The sequence below is a fragment of the Aliifodinibius sp. S!AR15-10 genome, assembly GCF_031569985.1.
Lineage (GTDB): Bacteria > Bacteroidota > Rhodothermia > Balneolales > Balneolaceae > JAMQKA01.
Genome location: NZ_JAMQKA010000043.1, coordinates 22102 through 38941, shown reverse-complemented (window position 1 = coordinate 38941; position 16840 = coordinate 22102). Strand labels below are relative to the sequence as shown.

Genomic DNA, 16840 nt, shown 5'->3' with positions numbered 1-16840 from the left:
ACGCAAGGCAAAATAAATGTTGAGTGTTGAAGGAATAAGCTGAATTTTTCTATCTAGGAGTCTGTCGGACAAAGCCGATTTAAATATTTTTAAATTTAGTTGGGACCGATTTTTGAACAAAACTTCGGTTTTGGGGATTGTTTTCTTATTTCCATCTCAGCTATAGTTCTCTCCGTCTGGCTTATGTGGCCAAGGCGTGCATGCGCTTTAGATTGTAGGCGCATTTGAGGAGATTCCACTCGCCGGCGACTTTCCGTAGGCCCCGCAGGCTAAACTGCCGAAAGCCCATCACCTGTTTTATAATGCCAAAGACCGTCTCTACGGTTGCTTTACGCCGCCCGTAGAAGGCTTTCCCCTCCGAGGTCTTCAGTCGCCAGGCCATCCGCTCTTTTTCCGCCCCCTCCTCCGGCGGCGGCCCCGGATCGGCGCCCCGCTCCTTCCAGTGCTGGTTGTGTTTCTGGCGACCGGTCGCCAGGTAGGGCGTTATATTTCGATCGGTGGCTTCGCTGTAATATCCGTTGTCGGCAGCGATCCGCTCGGGGGCTCCCAGTTGTTCGGGCAGATCTTCTAAGGCGTCTAAGACGGGTTCTAACTGCTGCTTGTCGTTCGGGGCCTGGCTGATGTGGCCGGCCACAATCAGGTGGGAGTCCATGTCAACGGCCAGTTGCCCATTCCAGGCCTGCTGCCAGCCGCGGGAGCTGGTCAGCATGATGCGCGACTGGGGGTCGGTGAAGTTCACCTGATCCGCCTCGCGCGGGCCCGGCTCCGGGGGCTGGGGCTTACGGCCCGGCGTCTTCTTGCCGGTCTGCTGTTCTTTGCTCCGACGTTCAGCCATCTTCCGGGTATATTCGGCTTGTTCGGCCTCGTAGCGCTCCTCCGCCCGCTCTTCGAGCATCGCTTTGGCCTGGCGAATCTGGGCTAAACGGTCCTGCCGGCGGGCCAGCTCCTCCGGCAGCTTCTGGCCTTCCTCATCGTCGGCGTCAGCGGCTTCGGCTTTTTCCAACAGCTCGGCCACTTCCCGGCTCAGCTGATCCTCCAGGGCGCAGGCCCGCTCCCAGCTCATCGCTTTATGCTTGCTGGCGTTGGCGGTAAATTTGGAACCATCAATGCTTACATTGGCCAATTCGGTCAGCCCCATCTCGGCGGCCACCAGCAAAATTTGGGTAAACAGATCGCCCAATGGGGCAAAAAATCGCCGCCGAAACGTGCAAAGCGTATCATGATCCGGATGTTGGTTGGCCGCGACATACCGGACCGGCACCGATTCGTAGGTCGCCGCTTCGATCTTGCGGGAGGAAAACGTCCCGGTGGCGTAGCTGTAAAACAGCAGTGCGGCCGGCTCCGCGGATGATAGGCATCTGAGCCGCTGCCGGTGTAGCTGGACTCCAGGGCTGAAATATCCAATTGATCGACAATCTCGACCACAAACCGGGCCAGGTGATCTTCGGGAAGCCACTGGTCGACCGAGGGCGGCAGCAAATACGAGGTGTCACGATCCACTAATTTGAAATTCGCCATCGCACAATAAATCTATTCGTTTTTACAAGAGTTGTCCAAAACTAATAAATTAGCTCCGGAAAGTCCGACAGACTCCTAGCATGTATTTATCTTATCGGTGTTCATTTTTCAATGAGGAAAATCCGCCGGGAGTCGGACTAACTAAAAGAAAAAATATGGGATTCCGAGATGTTGAATTATTGAGGTGTTGATGGTTTAGACGAAAGTCAGAAGGTCTAAGGTCGGAAGGTGGCTTAATGGCTTTTCTTTTGATGGTACCGGAGGTACCGGCAGGCATTCCGCACCAGAGGTACGGAACGAGATGCCCGGGGGAAATGAGAAGCTCTAATCATCAAATTATTAATATCCTATCTCGTGCCTGACCTCTTGGTCGGGCACGTCCCGTCGCTACCTCTGGTAGCAGTCATCGCCTATAACATGTAATAGGTATCAATGCCTCAGACTCTAGGTAATTCCTTGCTGAGGAGTATCGCCAATCTTCGGGATTATCCACATACCCTCTTCGTACTGGATTTTGATGTATATACTCCAGCTTCTGGATCATCATATCATCCCCTATAATCTGTTTGGGATGAAAGCCCTCCTGCCAAATCTGGTAGGTAGACCTGGTATTATACTCTTGTTTATTTTGTCGGGAGAAACGCAGTATGTTTGTATGTCCATTTGCACGCAACCAATTAATACTCTCCCGTGCTGTGTACGATTTAAACAGTCTGATTTTTTTCGAGAGCACTTCCCCCAAAGCGACAACATGGAGATGATTTTCCATGATCACGTAGCCGAATAGTGTTACCTGCCTTCTTTCCTGTAAAAAACTTAGCGAATTTAATATAATACGGGCAACTGGTGGCCGGGAAAAAAGCGGGTAGCCTTGCATAATAGAGGAAGTGATAAAATAAGGATAGACGTCATCGTATATCTTGTATCTGCTTCGGCCCATAGGTAATATCATTTAATTTCCTTTCCCTATAGATCGGTTGGATAGCAATTCCTTACAAAATAATTTGGTACCGGAGGTACTCCCAGGCGTTCCGCACCGGGAGGTACGGAACGAGATGAAACTAACCGGTCATCCCCCGTAGCCCCACTGCTTCGTTAAAACTACGAAGTGCAAGCTTCGAACTCCATTTGTTGCTTCCTTCCGCAATAGCGGCATGCCCCCCTTGTTCTCACGTATTAGCCGAAATATTAAATTAGATCATTGAAGCTTGTCATACTCCGAAAGGTGGCTTTGATCCATTTGGGAAAGCAGCTCGTACGCCTCAAGGCGGACCTCCGTGGGGGCATCCTCAAAGATGGAGACAATTTCGCGGTACTTGGCATTGAAAAAGATATCGAACAGGAAGTCGTTCGTCGCTTGCCGTTGGGCGTCACGGATCATCTCAAGTGCTGAGAGTACCTGTTTTTGAGCTTGTTCCGTGTTGGAAATGAATTGATCGAGCCCGAGCCTGTGGTAGACATACATAGCCTGCCGTAAATCCGAATATGTAGGATTTAGAAGGTCGGCAATGAGCTGAGCACGTCCTCGTCGTGTACTACTACTGCGCGACCATCCCGGGGATGCGGTAGTCTGCGCCAGGGACAGTATGTTCTGAGCTTCCGAAAAATAGGGCGTCCCCCCGGTCTCAGAAAAGGTATCATAGTCATATCCCAGCATTACATAAGCGTAGAAATCCATCAGGGTAGTGATGGCATCAAATTGAAGCTCATCATGGACAAATGCCCTGTTTGGGGTGTACTGGAACCCCCAGTTGTCGTCATTGAACAGGAAAATCGTTGTTTGTTGCATTGTGTCGTAAATAGGGCGTTGAGCACGGAGTACAATATTCGCTTGAAAATTATAATTGTCATCCACGCTCAAAAGCACAATCTGGAGTTCGGCCTGTATCTGTTCATGTTCCATAAAGTTGTCATTTATCCAGTCATGCTCATTGAAATAGGACTCAATTTCATTGGCAAACCCATCCATATAACTAAGGGAAGCACTACTGACCTGGCTTTGATCCACCGTAACCTCCACATCAAACTCCTGAGCAAAAGCTGTGGAACCCAGGGCAAAGAGAGTTAGAAGGATAATACCTGACTTAAAAAAAAATGCTTTGAAGAAACCAGAAATTTTCATTTTGATTGACTAGTTTTTGGAAAAAGCTACGAATTCTTAACGATACCATGCAAAAACATTCACTTTTTCTACTTACGACAATAATACTGTTTGTTTTCGTCATCTTCGATCTGGATATGGCGAATGCCCAGAATAGTTCCAAAGAAAAGTCCAACCGCTATACAACGCCACTGATATTACAACGAGCCGACCCGTGGGTTTATCGCCACACAGACGGCTATTATTATTTTACTGCAACCGTACCGGAATACGACCGGCTTGAGGTACGCCGCGCCAAAACGATTGAAGGTATTAAGAATGCAGAACCAAAAGTCGTCTGGCGAAAACATGAGACGGGTGAGATGGGATCGCACATCTGGGCCCCTGAACTGCATTTTGTCAACGGGAAGTGGTACATCTATTTTGCGGCCGGTGGAGCCGAAGATGTCTGGGCTATCCGCATGTATGTGTTGGAAAACGATTCCGCAAACCCGCTGGAAGGTGAATGGGTGGAAAAAGGACAGACCAAAACGAAATGGGAAACCTTTTCACTGGATGCCACGACCTTTGAGCACCGGGGTACGCGCTATATGGTGTGGGCTCAGCACCCACCCGATATGGATGGCAACACGGCTCTATTTATTGCAGAAATGGATACGCCCTGGAGTATTAAGCAGGAAACACAGGTGGAGCTGACCCGGCCGGAATATGAATGGGAAAAACAACTGTTTAAGGTAAACGAAGGAGCCGCAGTCATCAAAAGAGATGGCAAAATATTCATGACTTACTCGGCCAGCGGCACAAATCATCATTATTCTGTGGGACTGCTGACTGCTGATGTAGATGCCGATCTGCTCGATCCCGAATCTTGGAAGAAATCCCCAAAACCGGTATTTGAGAGTTCGGAAGAGAACGGCATATACGGCCCTGGCCACAACAGTTTTACCACCACGCCCGACGGCTCGACAGATCTGTTTGTCTATCACGCACGCAGCTACAAGGAAATTGATGGCGATCCGCTGGACGATCCCAACAGGCACACCCGCGTACAAGTGCTTCACTGGAATGAAGATGGCACACCCGACTTTGGAGTACCACTGCCTGATACCCGCTCAAATTTTGATAAATAGATCAAGATTTCGTTGATTTGAATTTTTAAGCAACATCGAACTGGGGATCAGTCAAAATCACTGGCTGGGAGAATATTTTTTATATCCTTACAGGCATCGTAGACAAATAAACTTAAAGGTGTACAAGAGAATAACCTGTGACATCGGCGCTATCTGCGAAAAAATAATTCCCGCAGATTACGCTGATACCGCAGATTAGAGTGCAGAAGAAAATAGTGTTTTACATTAAGATAGATAGAAGTTTCCACGTTTAAATACTTCAAACGTTGGCAAAAAATGGTACAACTAGAACACTAAACACATGTTTAGCGGTTTTAAATATTTTGTGTCATCCTGTCCCGAAGGTTTTCGGGATCAGGATCTCGCAAGGTGAACGCTAAGAATTAATCCGACCTTAACAACGCTACTGTTCCCCGCGAGATCACGGAACGGGGTCCGGGATGACACAGCTTGGGTATCTATCTTGCCCATTAAATCTAATCGCTAAACAGGTATTACAAATCAATTGGGAGAGATTATGGAGAGAGTCGCCTCTTTTTCTTTATTGATTTTAGTGATTATTGGAATAATAAAAACGAAGCCGCTCGACGCGCAGAATGTGATCGGAGCCCGGGCGGTAAGCCTGGGGCAAGCTTCCACCGCACTTCCCAACGAAGAGTGGGCTGTATTTTCAAATCCTGCGTTGATGTCATCAAAGAATAAGTCCGTTTCATTCTTTGGAATACGGTATTACGGCTTCGCTGAGCTAACCGACATGGCCGCTTCCGTCAACTATCCTACGGGGTGGGGCACACTGGGCGCCGGGGCACACCGCTATGGCTATGATCTCTTCAACCGTAGCCGGATTCGGGTGGCCTATAAAAACTCATTTCAACTATTCCACTATGGGGCGGTGTTGAATTACAGCCATGTTTCGCAAGGTGGAGGGTATGGCTCGGCCGGCGCCGTTGGATTAGATGTTGGCATTGCGGCCGTCTTGTTTAAGGGCGGATGGATTGGAGCTCGTGCAACCAACATCAATCAGCCGAATTATGGGAATACTGATGAGGTGCTTCCGCGCGAACTCGCTATTGGGTTATCGTATCAGCTTTCCGACATAGCCCTGTTGAGCTCTGATGTCGTCAAGGATGTGCGATTCCCGATCTCGTATCGAGGAGGAATAGAGGTGTATATCTTTGAAAGTTTTACGGCCCGGGCAGGAATAACAACAGAACCAGTCACTTTTTCAGGTGGATTCGGTTATGAGTCGGATATTTGGCAGATCAACGTGGTAGCACAAAATCATACCGACCTGGGCATCAGTCCCGGGTTGGACCTGAGCATCAAGTGGTAGACGTTATGACAAACCGTTTACTCATTATATTGCTCTGTACCTGCAGTCTGGCAGGAAGTATTGCACATGCCCAGCAGCCTGATACCACCCGTTCGGAAGTGAGCGATGACCTGGAGCGGGCACTCGAGAATTTTGATCCAGAGGAGTCAGATTTCAATACTGAGCAGTTCACTCAATTTTTGCAGGATTTGGCGGCCAACCCGGTCAATGTCAACGCCGCCCAGATTGATGAGCTGATGCAGGTACCGGGCATTAACCTGAAAACAGGCCGTGCCATTCTTGGGTATCGCAGGAATGTTAAGCCGTTTGAATCGATATCAGAGTTGGAGGAAGTCCCGGGCATCGGTCGTGTAACACTGGAGCGGGTTCGGCCCTACGTTACGATCGGTAGTTCCGAGTTGCGTTACCTGTATACAGATCCCAAATATTGGACCAGTGACGGAGAGTTCGAGGCCTTTACGCGATACCAGCGTTCATTGCAAGAGGAAGAAGGGTTCACACGCCCTGATTCGAGTGGTTTCCTGGGTAGACCTTTTAAATATTATCAGCGCCTGCGGTATCGCAGTAATCACATCTCAGCAAATATTACGCAGGAAAAAGATGCCGGAGAGCCGCTAGAAGGTCCTACAGGTTTTGACTATAACTCCTGGCACTTCGCTTTGACCGATAATGGCAAGCTTCAACAGTTTATTGTTGGGGATTATAATCTATCGTTCGGGCAGGGACTTGTGATGTGGAATGGCGGGGCTTTCGGAAAAGGCCGGGATGTGATTGGTAGCAGTGCCAAGAACGAGCGGGGTATCAAGCCGTATACATCCGCGATGGAGGCCAATTATTTTAGGGGAGTTGCTGCGACAGTTGGAGATAAATTTCAGTTCACTGGTTTTTACTCGGCCCAGTCTCGTTCGGCGTCCAGGGTTAATAAAGATACAACTCGCTTCCCTAGTGATGGTGGTATGCACCGCACGCTCAACGAGATCGCCAAGAAAGACAATGTCAATCAGGCCATGTATGGAGGACGAATACGAGCTCGGTTGCCATTTGGTTTGATCGGTGCGTCCGGCTACTACACATCCTTTGATCAGCATATTTATGCCGGCTCTGCCCTCTATCAAAAATATGACTTTCGGGGTAGTAACACCTCGGCCCTGGGCATTGATTACAACTTTTTGGTGGGGACGACGCTCCTTTACGGAGAGGTGGCCCGAACTCAAAATGGAGGCTATGGCCTGGTGGCAGGCGTAGAAAGTCCGCTCGGTAATGATACAGAACTTGTGCTCACCTACCGCAACTACCAGAAGGATTTTCAGTCAGTCTATGGATCGGGATTCGGGGAATCTTCAGGGGAGCCACAAAACGAGCAGGGAATTTACATGGGACTGCGCCACGAATTGAATTCGAAGATTTTGCTGAGTGCATACTTTGATCAGTACCGTTTCCCCGCTCCCCGGTTCGGGACCCACCAGCCAACACAAGGCTACGACTGGCTGGGGCTAGTTGAAGTGGACCTGGACAGCAAAATGGAATTCTACCTGCAGGCGCGAAGTGAAATCGAGGACAGTGAATATGATGTGACAGATTCTTACGGTCGAACGCAGCGCAAATTGGGTAAGGCAGCGCGTTCAAGCCTGCGTGCCCAGTTCCAGTACTGGGTCAATCCACAAATACGGATGCGCACCCGTGGTGAGATTGTCCGTTCCGCCCAACCCGGGGCGTCTGCCGAACAGGGCTTCCTGTTTTACCAGGATCTCAGATACGAGCCCAATTCCAAATGGACTTTTGATACGAGGATAACCGTATTTCATACCGATAGCTACGACAGCAGGGTCTACCAATTTGAAAACGATCTGTTATACGTATTTTCCAACTCTGTTTTATACGATCAGGGGCAGCGATTGTATATTTTAGCTAATTTTGAGCCTTGGGAGTTTATGGAGATCTGGGCAAAGTTTGGCATTACCATTTTTGAAAACAGACAGGTACTGGGCAGCGGATTAAGTCAAATTGAAGGAAACAAGCGCAGCGATTTGGGGTTACAAGTTAGATTCGTTTTTTAAACCCATACCTCTTGATTAGGCATTTAAATTTTATTACTTAGCGACGTAAAAAATTTCGATTTACAAAATAATGATCACCAAGTATGACATTAGCTGGTTGGAGCGTAATTTTTGTGGTTGTACTCTGCCTGGTTTTGCTGATATCGACCAGGATATCTCCCGAAATTATTTTTCTCGGAGGATTAACGCTCCTGATCATTGGGAATGCTGTCACTGCTGAAGAGGCCCTGGTGGGGTTTTCGAACCAGGGAATGCTCACAGTTGCAGCGCTTTATGTAGTTGCTGCCGGACTTAAGGAGACTGGTGCTATACATTTAATTGTCAATAAAATTATAGGCCATTCTAAAAGTATTAGGCGGGCCCAGTTACGCATTATGGCCCCGGTAATGGTTGTAAGCGCCTTCCTTAACAACACACCCGTTGTGGCATCTTTCATCCCGGCGATGGAAGACTGGTCGCGTAAAAATCGTATTCCAGCCTCAAAAATTCTTATTCCACTAAGTTATGCTGCCATACTTGGCGGAACCTGCACGCTTATAGGAACCAGTACAAACCTGATTGTCAATGGGTTGTTGATCAAAGAGAGTTCCACAAGTGCGCTTGGTATTTTTGAACCCGGTTTAATCGGGGTACCCTGCGCGATTGCTGGCTTCCTATATCTCGCCATTTTTGCTAAACGAATGCTCCCGATTCGTGGATCAGGGTTTGACACATTCAAGGATCCGCGGGAATATACCATTGAGATGATCGTTGACGAGGGCAGTCAACTTTCCGGCAAGACGATTGAAGAAGCGGGCCTACGTCATCTGCCCAGCTTGTACCTGGTTGAGATATATCGGAATGGCCAGATTTTGGCAGCAGTGGAACCGGAAGAACGGCTTTATGAAAAAGATCGCCTAATATTTACAGGTATCGTAAACTCAATCGTGGACCTGCAGCAGGTGAAAGGGATCAGTCCCGCCACCGACCAGGTTTTCAAGCTCGATGCCCCGCGACGGGAGCGTTTGTTGATCGAAGCTGTTGTCTCACAGTCGCACCCGCTAAACGGGCAAACGATTAAGGAGGGTGGATTTCGCAACAGGTATGATGCCGTTGTGTTGGCGGTTTCCCGGAATGGGGAAAGAGTCAAAGAAAAAGTTGGGGATATTCGGTTGAAAACGGGAGATACGTTGCTGCTTGAAGCACATCCCATTTTTGTAGATCGATACAAAAACTCAACCGACTATTTCCTGGTGAGTGGAATTGCAGATTCTTCTCCACCCAACTACGAGCACTCTGTATACGCTTGGTCAATTTTAGGTGGAATGGTCGTAAGTGTGGCGCTGGGCGTATTATCAATGTTCCAGGCATCATTTTTGGCGGCTGGACTCATGATATTGACAGGGTGTTGTAAAACTACGGTGGCCAAAGACAGCATAGACTGGACCGTGCTATTGGTGATTGCCGCCACTTTGGGGCTGGGTAATGCACTACAGGTGACCGGTGCTGCAGAAGTACTGGCCTCCGGTCTTTTGAAATATGCCGATGCCAATCCGCACCTGGCGCTGGCTGCCACCTACCTGGCAACCTGGATTCTGACGGAGCTTGTCACAAACAACGCGGCGGCGGTCCTCATCTTCCCGATTGCAATCTCCATGGCTGCCTCTTTCGGTGTGAGTTACATGCCGTTTGTGATGGTGATTATTATGGCGGCATCAGCCAGTTTCTCAACTCCTATAGGATATCAGACTAATTTGATGGTCTACGGTCCGGGAGGATATAAATTTACTGACTTTACAAAGATCGGGTTACCGCTTAACCTGATAGTTGCCACCATAACAATAATACTGGTACCCATTATTTGGCCACTGTAAAAAGGGATGAGAGAGAAATGGTATTTTAGAAATCTTTTCGTAGTTTTGCGCCTATTTAAAGACATCGATTAGCGATATCTGTATACTACAAAATGAAATCCCACGGCTACAAAAATATGTTTGAAAAAGTTATAGAGACGGCACGCAAAGCGGGCAGAGCAACTCTTGAATACTATAGTCAGGAAATAGAAGTAGAGACCAAGAGCGATGATTCTCCGCTTACTAAGGCAGACCTGGCCGCACACGAGATTATCATTGCTGGGCTGAAGGAGATCGATCCCGATACTCCGGTTATTTCTGAAGAGGGTGGACTACCAGGTTACGAGGAACGAAAAAACTGGAATAAATTTTGGATCGCTGATCCCCTGGACGGTACCAAAGAGTTTATTAAAAAGAACGGGGAGTTCACCATCAATATCGCCCTAATTGAAGATGGCGAACCGGTTTTTGGCGTCGTATATGTGCCTGCCAAAGAGATTACCTATTATGGGAGCAAGGAGAACGGATCATTTAAACAAGAAGGAGATGCAGAACCTGTACGCATCTATTCCGACAAAGCAGATACCAATATACCCCTGACAGTTGTTAAAAGTCGGTCTCATGGTTCATCTGACCTACAAGATAAGTTGAAAGAACAGGGGATCACGATCAAAGAAGCGATACCGGCGGGAAGCTCAATAAAATTTTGTCTGGTGGCCGAGGGGAAAGCTGATCTATATCCACGGATGGGTCCGACCATGGAGTGGGATGTGGCGGCCGGAGATTGTGTGTACCGCAACTCCGCAAAAGAGGGTCAGCATTCGTCTCCGTTAAAGTACAACAAGCCTGATTTGAAGAACGAAGGCTTCATCATCGGATTATAAATTCTGAATCCTAAATGTCAGAATTGGATGGCTCCTGTTCAGAGTTTTAAAAATAATTTTCAAGTTAAATTAGTTTTCAGATGTCAAAAAACGAGTTAAAACCCACGGTTCTCTGGTTTACCGGTCTTTCCGGTTCGGGAAAAAGCACCGTTTCTGAGAAAGTATATGCGATCCTGAAAGAACGTGGACTGAAAGTGGAACATCTTGACGGCGATGCCGTTAGGGAAGTGTTTCCAACTACGGGGTTCTCCAAGGAGGAGCGAGACAGCCACGTGAAGAAAATCGGTTTTGTAGCCAGTCTTTTGCAGAAGCACGGCGTTTTTGTAGTCGCCTCTTTCATTTCGCCATACCAGGATGCGCGGGATTTCGTCCGGAATATGTGTGAGGATTTCACCGAGGTTTTTATCTCTACACCCCTTGAGGAGTGTGAGCGGCGCGATGTGAAGGGACTGTATGAAAAGGCCCGGGCTGGAGAGATCGATAACTTTACCGGGATCAGTGATCCCTATGAGGAACCTGAAAACCCGGAGCTGAATATTGATACTACTGATATCACAGTGGATGAGGCCGTTCAGCAGGTGATAGACTACCTTGAGTCTCGATAAAGAAAGCGTATCAGCAATATGTTAGTCATTCTTAGTTTTAATTTTTAACTTTGGCAGCTTTAGACCAAATTAACCAGGTTTATTAACAATACTCATGCAGTCGTATAAATTAAGTCATATAAGGCAGCTCGAATCTGAATCGATATTCATATTTAGAGAAGTTGCAGCACAATTTGAGAATCCCGTACTAATGTTCTCAGGCGGGAAGGACAGTATCACGATGGCCCGGCTGGCACAGAAAGCATTTTGGCCGGGAAAAATACCGTTCCCGTTTCTTCATGTCGATACCGGGCATAATTTCCCGGAAACCATTGAGTTTCGCGATCAGTTGATGGATGATCTGGGTGTAGAATTGATTGTCGCCCACGTTCAGGATATGATTGATGCCGGCAAAGTGCGAGAAGAAAAGGGACCGAACGCCAGTCGGAACAAGCTCCAAATTCCTACACTACTGAATGCATTGGAGGAGCACGGCTTTGATGCTGCTTTCGGTGGAGCACGGCGAGATGAAGAAAAAGCACGGGCAAAAGAGCGATTCTTTTCCCATCGTGACGAATTTGGGCAATGGGATCCCAAAAATCAGCGGCCCGAGCTCTGGAACCTGTTCAACGCACGAAAAAGCATGGGCGAGCATTTCCGGATTTTCCCACTCAGTAACTGGACGGAGATGGATGTCTGGCAGTATATTGCTGCTGAAGAAATCGATATTCCCTCGCTCTATCGTTCTCACAAACGGGAAGTCGTGGAACGTGACGAGGTTTATCTTGCGAAGTGCGAGCATATAACGCTGATGGACGGAGAGAAATATGAAGAAAAGCAGGTTCGTTTCCGAACAATTGGGGATATGACCTGTACTGGTGCCGTTCTCTCCGATGCCCACTCTATGGCTGAGATCATTGAAGAAGTTGCCTCTGCCCGCATCACCGAACGCGGAAACCGGGCCGATGACAAGCGTTCAGAAGCAGCGATGGAAGAGCGGAAGAAGGAAGGATACTTCTAGAGGCAGCAGGAAAAAAGAAATTTATTTTGTAAGTATTCCGGTTTTAAATGGTCTTATCAAAGAATATGGGAGACCGATGACGGTTGACCGTGGATCGTTAATTAAATAGTATCCATATTATGGAATACAAGTTCGAGAAGTTGGAGGTTTGGAATTTGGCGATGAAGTTTAATGACTTGTCGTATAAACTAGCTGATAGCCTGCCAGAGCATGAAAAATTTAACCTTGCGTCACAATTAAAAAGAGCTTGTACATCAATTGCATTAAATATTGCAGAAGGTTCAACAAGCCAATCCGATAATGAACAAGCAAGATTTTTGTCATATGCTATTCGATCTCATGTTGAAACCGTTGCCTGTATCCGATTGATGGAGGCAAGGGGCTATCTGGCAAAACACGAAAATGTAAAACAAAATTTTGAAGTTATAGGAGCTGAGCTCTTTAACAAGCTCCAAGCTTTTAAAAGAGCAATAAATTAATCACCGGTCGACGGTCAACCGTCTCCGGTCAATAAGTTAAAAATTTCAAAAATTTACACTTTGATTGATGAGTAACGAAAAGACGGAAGCACAGAAATACTTGGATATGGATCTGCTGCGGTTTACGACCGCGGGCAGCGTTGACGACGGCAAAAGCACGCTAATTGGTCGGCTGCTGTACGACAGCAAGCAGATTTTCGACGACCAGATGGAGGCTATTGAGGAATCCAGTCGGAAAAAGGGAGATGAATACACCAACCTGGCACTGCTCACGGACGGACTTTCCGCTGAGCGAGAGCAGGGCATTACCATTGATGTAGCTTATCGCTACTTCTCCACCCCGAATCGCAAGTTCATTATTGCGGATACCCCGGGCCACGTTCAGTATACCCGGAACATGGTGACCGGCGCCTCTACGGCGAATCTGGCCGTGATTTTGGTTGATGCTCGAAGTGGCGTCATCGAACAGACCTGCCGCCACTCCTTTATCGCATCTCTGCTCCAGATAAAGCACATTATTCTGTGTGTAAATAAGATGGATCTTGTCGATTACAGCGAGAAACAGTTCAACAAGATTAAAAAGGAATTTAGCACATTCTCCTCCAAGCTGGATGTCCCGGATATTCACTACATCCCTATAAGTGCACTTTATGGTGACAACGTAGTGGAGAAGGGCGATAAAATGCCATGGTACAACGGCAGCACGCTGTTGCACACGTTGGAAAATGTGCAGGTCGACAGCGATTACAACCACGTGGACAGCCGTTTCCCGGTGCAGTGGGTTACCCGCCCGCAATCGAAAGAATATCCTGACTATCGAGGTTATGCGGGACGTGTAGCTGGCGGCGTTTTTAAACCCGGTGACGAAATTATTGCACTTCCATCTGGGTTTACATCCACGATAGATACGGTAGAAACATTTGAACAAGAAGAGGATGAAGTCTTCCAGCCGATGTCTGTGACGATGACGCTAGAGGATGATATTGATATTAGTCGCGGTGACATGATTGCCAAGCCGGATAACCAGCCCACGGTTGGGCAGGATATTGACCTGATGGTCTGCTGGCTAAATAAAAAGCCTCTTGAGCCCGGTGGAAAATATGCTATCAAGCATACTACCCAGAACGCGCGTTGTATTATTAAAGAGGTGAAGTACAAAGTGAATATCAATACACTGCACCGCGTGGAAGGCGACAAGGAGATCGGCCTCAATGATATTGGGCGGATTCATATCAGAACGACCCAGCCGCTCTTTTATGATAGCTACAAACGCAACCGTACGACGGGAAGCCTGATCATCATCGACGAGTTTACGAACGAAACCGTCGGCGCGGCGATGATCATATAAAGTTTTGAATGTTAAATGTTGAATGTTGAATTTGTATCGATAATGAATTCAACATTCAGAATCAGTAGTGCCCGGGGGAATGAATCATATTGCCCAAAAATGGCATTTACGTTCATTACAAGTCATTGGGAATACAATATGATCCCTTATAAACAGACTTCCTACAATAAAACAAGCCTTCGGCTTCCGGCCTTGGTAAAGTTGACCGCCCGGAAGGGAGCGGAGTGAAGCGTAAAGAAAAAATCTGTGATTTTTTTAGCGGAACGAGGAGCCCTTCAGGTCAAGTTTAGCTGAGCCGGTGAATTTTTTGGTTCGTTTTTTCTTCAATGAAAAAATGAACAGTAGGAAAGAGAAGCAAGGCAATCTCTAAAAGTTTTTGCCAGACAACAGTGATTCACAATTCAAAATTGATAATTGAATGAAAGGTATTGTCTTGGCCGGTGGTAGTGGTACCAGGCTGCATCCTATTACTAAAAGTGTTTCAAAGCAGCTGTTGCCGGTCTACGACAAACCGATGATCTATTACCCGCTTTCCGTGCTGATGCTGGCCGGAATTCGTGATATCCTGGTCATCACTACCCCGACAGACCGCTCCGCATTTGAGAACCTGCTGGGAGATGGATCCCAGTGGGGAATTGAGCTAAGCTACGCCGTACAGCCCAAACCGGAGGGATTAGCCCAGGCTTTTTTGATCGGGGAAGAGTTTATCGGAGATGACGATGTGGCGCTTATATTGGGAGACAATATCTTTTATGGGCAGGGCTTTACGGAGACCCTGCAAAAAGCAGTTAAACGCGAGCAGTCGACGATTTTCGGATACCAGGTGAAGGACGCCAATCGGTTCGGAGTTGTCGAGTTTGATGAGGAAAAGAACGCCATCTCTATCGAGGAGAAGCCGGAGCACCCAAAGTCAGATTACGCTGTGACCGGACTCTACTTTTATGATAACAGCGTGGTCGATATTGCCAAAACCATTACTCCTTCAGAACGCGGCGAGCTGGAGATAACAGATGTTAACAGGGCCTATCTCAAACAGGGCAAGCTCAAAGTTGAGCTACTGGGCCGCGGATTTGCATGGCTCGACACCGGTACCCCTGAATCCCTCCTCGAAGCCTCCCAGTTTGTAGAGATTATCGAGCGTCGTCAGGATTTAAAGATAGCTTGTCTTGAAGAAGTGGCATGGCGCAAAGGCTGGATTACTGATAAAGAACTAAGCCGGATGGCAGAATCCTATTCCAATTCCTATGGAGATTACCTGGCAGGGCTTTTGAGCAAACTAAAAAGTTAAATGTTGCAGGTTGAAAGTTGTTAAAATTAAACACCTTCAACCTTTCAACCTTTTGACCTTCGACCATTCCTAAATATTCGTTTTCGATTCAGTTCTAATAGCTTTAATATCCACATCAGGAATTTTGGAACACTGAGAGTCTGGATTTAATGAGTAAAAAAACGATCGCATTTGCAGTATGTGGTTTTGGCCGTATCGGCAAGCGCCACGCAAAGATTATCCAAGAGTACCAAGAAGCAGAGCTGGCAGCCCTAATTGATACGGATCCCTTCCAACAAAGACAGGTTGGAGAACATAATGTTGAAGCACCGTTCTATTCCAGCCTGGAAGAGTTTATCGATGAAGATGACAATCAGGCAGATGTGGTAAATATCTGTGTGCCCAACGGTTTGCACGCCCCGTTGGCGGTAAAAGCCCTGGAAAACGGGTACCATGTAGTTATCGAAAAGCCGATGGCCCTGAGCAAGAAACAGTGTGAGTCGATCATTGCAGCGTCAGAAAAGAGCGGCAAGAAAGTATTTGTAGTAAAACAGAACCGGTACAGTCCCCCCTCCAAATGGTTAAAAGAAGTGGTTTCAAAAGAGCTGTTGGGACAAATTTACCTCGTGGAGATCAACTGCCTCTGGAATCGTGACGAACGCTACTACAAAAAAGGAGACTGGCACGGTACCCTGGAGCAGGATGGAGGAACGCTGTTCACGCAATTCAGCCATTTCGTGGATATCATGCACTGGGTTTTCGGGGATGTAAAAAATATCTCCGCCCGGTTTCAGAACTTTAATCACCGGGATATGATTGAGTTTGAGGATACTGGTATCGTGAACTTCGAGTTTGTGAGCGGGGGAGAGGGGACGATCCATTACTCGACCTCCTGCTGGGATAAAAATATGGAGAGCAGCATGACCGTGATCGGGGAGAAAGGATCCCTGAAAATCGGCGGACAATATATGGATGAGATCGAATACTGTCATATCAAGGACTATGAGATGCCGGAACTGCCTCCAACTAATCCCCCAAATGACTACGGCCCATATAAAGGTAGTGCTGCCAACCATCATTATGTGATTGAAAACGTTGTAGATACCCTGAACGGCAACAGTGAAATCAATACTGTGGCCGAAGAGGGGATGAAAGTTGTCGATATTATTGAACGGATTTACAAGCAGCGAACGTGAAGGTCGAAAGTCTGAAAGTCGAATGTCGAAGGTCTAAGATTGAACGTTGAATTGTAGATAAGCTGACCTTGGACTTTATGACCTTTGACC

General features: G+C 47.4%; 13 protein-coding genes and 1 pseudogene. 11 read left to right on the top strand and 3 right to left on the bottom strand.

Annotated features, from left to right (window positions below; genetic code table 11):
• Nucleotides 1–181 precede the first annotated feature (181 nt).
• The 3 genes and pseudogenes from NC796_RS20520 to NC796_RS20510 all read right to left on the bottom strand — a co-directional run bounded on the left by NC796_RS20520 (nucleotide 182) and on the right by NC796_RS20510 (nucleotide 3640).
• Nucleotides 182–1518, bottom strand: a pseudogene (locus NC796_RS20520) (transposase).
• Nucleotides 1519–1921: 403 nt separating this feature from the next.
• Entirely contained in the window at nucleotides 1922–2458 is a 537-nt protein-coding gene (locus NC796_RS20515) for an REP-associated tyrosine transposase (protein WP_310687310.1), read from the bottom strand.
• A gap of 258 nt (nucleotides 2459–2716) precedes the next feature.
• Nucleotides 2717–3640 carry a DUF4835 family protein gene (locus NC796_RS20510; RefSeq protein ID WP_310687309.1) on the bottom strand — a complete coding sequence of 308 codons (924 nt, stop codon included), beginning with the start codon at nucleotides 3638–3640 and terminating at the stop codon, nucleotides 2717–2719.
• A gap of 116 nt (nucleotides 3641–3756) precedes the next feature.
• Here NC796_RS20510 and NC796_RS20505 point away from each other — a divergent pair, with 116 nt between their 5' ends.
• The 11 genes from NC796_RS20505 to NC796_RS20455 all read left to right on the top strand — a co-directional run bounded on the left by NC796_RS20505 (nucleotide 3757) and on the right by NC796_RS20455 (nucleotide 16750).
• Entirely contained in the window at nucleotides 3757–4749 is a 993-nt protein-coding gene (locus NC796_RS20505; protein ID WP_409070399.1) for a family 43 glycosylhydrolase, read from the top strand.
• Nucleotides 4750–5266: 517 nt separating this feature from the next.
• Nucleotides 5267–6082 (top strand): hypothetical protein, encoded by an 816-nt coding sequence (locus NC796_RS20500; RefSeq protein WP_310687306.1) that lies wholly within the window; start codon nucleotides 5267–5269, stop codon nucleotides 6080–6082.
• A gap of 5 nt (nucleotides 6083–6087) precedes the next feature.
• A complete protein-coding gene (locus NC796_RS20495; protein WP_310687305.1) occupies nucleotides 6088–8139 on the top strand; it encodes a helix-hairpin-helix domain-containing protein in 2052 nt (683 codons plus the stop codon).
• Between the two features lie 83 nt (nucleotides 8140–8222).
• Nucleotides 8223–9992: an SLC13 family permease gene (locus NC796_RS20490; protein ID WP_310687304.1), complete on the top strand. Its 1770-nt coding sequence runs from the start codon at nucleotides 8223–8225 to the stop codon at nucleotides 9990–9992.
• Nucleotides 9993–10084: 92 nt separating this feature from the next.
• Complete coding sequence (gene cysQ / locus NC796_RS20485; protein ID WP_310687302.1) at nucleotides 10085–10855, top strand: 3'(2'),5'-bisphosphate nucleotidase CysQ; 771 nt, start codon at nucleotides 10085–10087, stop codon at nucleotides 10853–10855.
• Nucleotides 10856–10935: 80 nt separating this feature from the next.
• Complete coding sequence (gene cysC / locus NC796_RS20480) at nucleotides 10936–11460, top strand: adenylyl-sulfate kinase (RefSeq protein ID WP_310687300.1); 525 nt, start codon at nucleotides 10936–10938, stop codon at nucleotides 11458–11460.
• A gap of 94 nt (nucleotides 11461–11554) precedes the next feature.
• Nucleotides 11555–12460, top strand: a complete 906-nt coding sequence (gene cysD / locus NC796_RS20475) for a sulfate adenylyltransferase subunit CysD (RefSeq protein ID WP_310687298.1) — start codon at nucleotides 11555–11557, stop codon at nucleotides 12458–12460.
• A 119-nt stretch (nucleotides 12461–12579) separates the two neighbouring features.
• Nucleotides 12580–12939, top strand: coding sequence for a four helix bundle protein (locus NC796_RS20470; protein WP_310687297.1), 360 nt, complete (start codon nucleotides 12580–12582; stop codon nucleotides 12937–12939).
• A gap of 67 nt (nucleotides 12940–13006) precedes the next feature.
• Nucleotides 13007–14287, top strand: a complete 1281-nt coding sequence (gene cysN / locus NC796_RS20465; RefSeq protein WP_310687296.1) for a sulfate adenylyltransferase subunit CysN — start codon at nucleotides 13007–13009, stop codon at nucleotides 14285–14287.
• Between the two features lie 418 nt (nucleotides 14288–14705).
• Entirely contained in the window at nucleotides 14706–15575 is an 870-nt protein-coding gene (gene rfbA / locus NC796_RS20460) for a glucose-1-phosphate thymidylyltransferase RfbA (protein ID WP_310687295.1), read from the top strand.
• A gap of 149 nt (nucleotides 15576–15724) precedes the next feature.
• Nucleotides 15725–16750 (top strand): Gfo/Idh/MocA family oxidoreductase, encoded by a 1026-nt coding sequence (locus NC796_RS20455; RefSeq protein ID WP_310687293.1) that lies wholly within the window; start codon nucleotides 15725–15727, stop codon nucleotides 16748–16750.
• Nucleotides 16751–16840 lie beyond the last annotated feature (90 nt).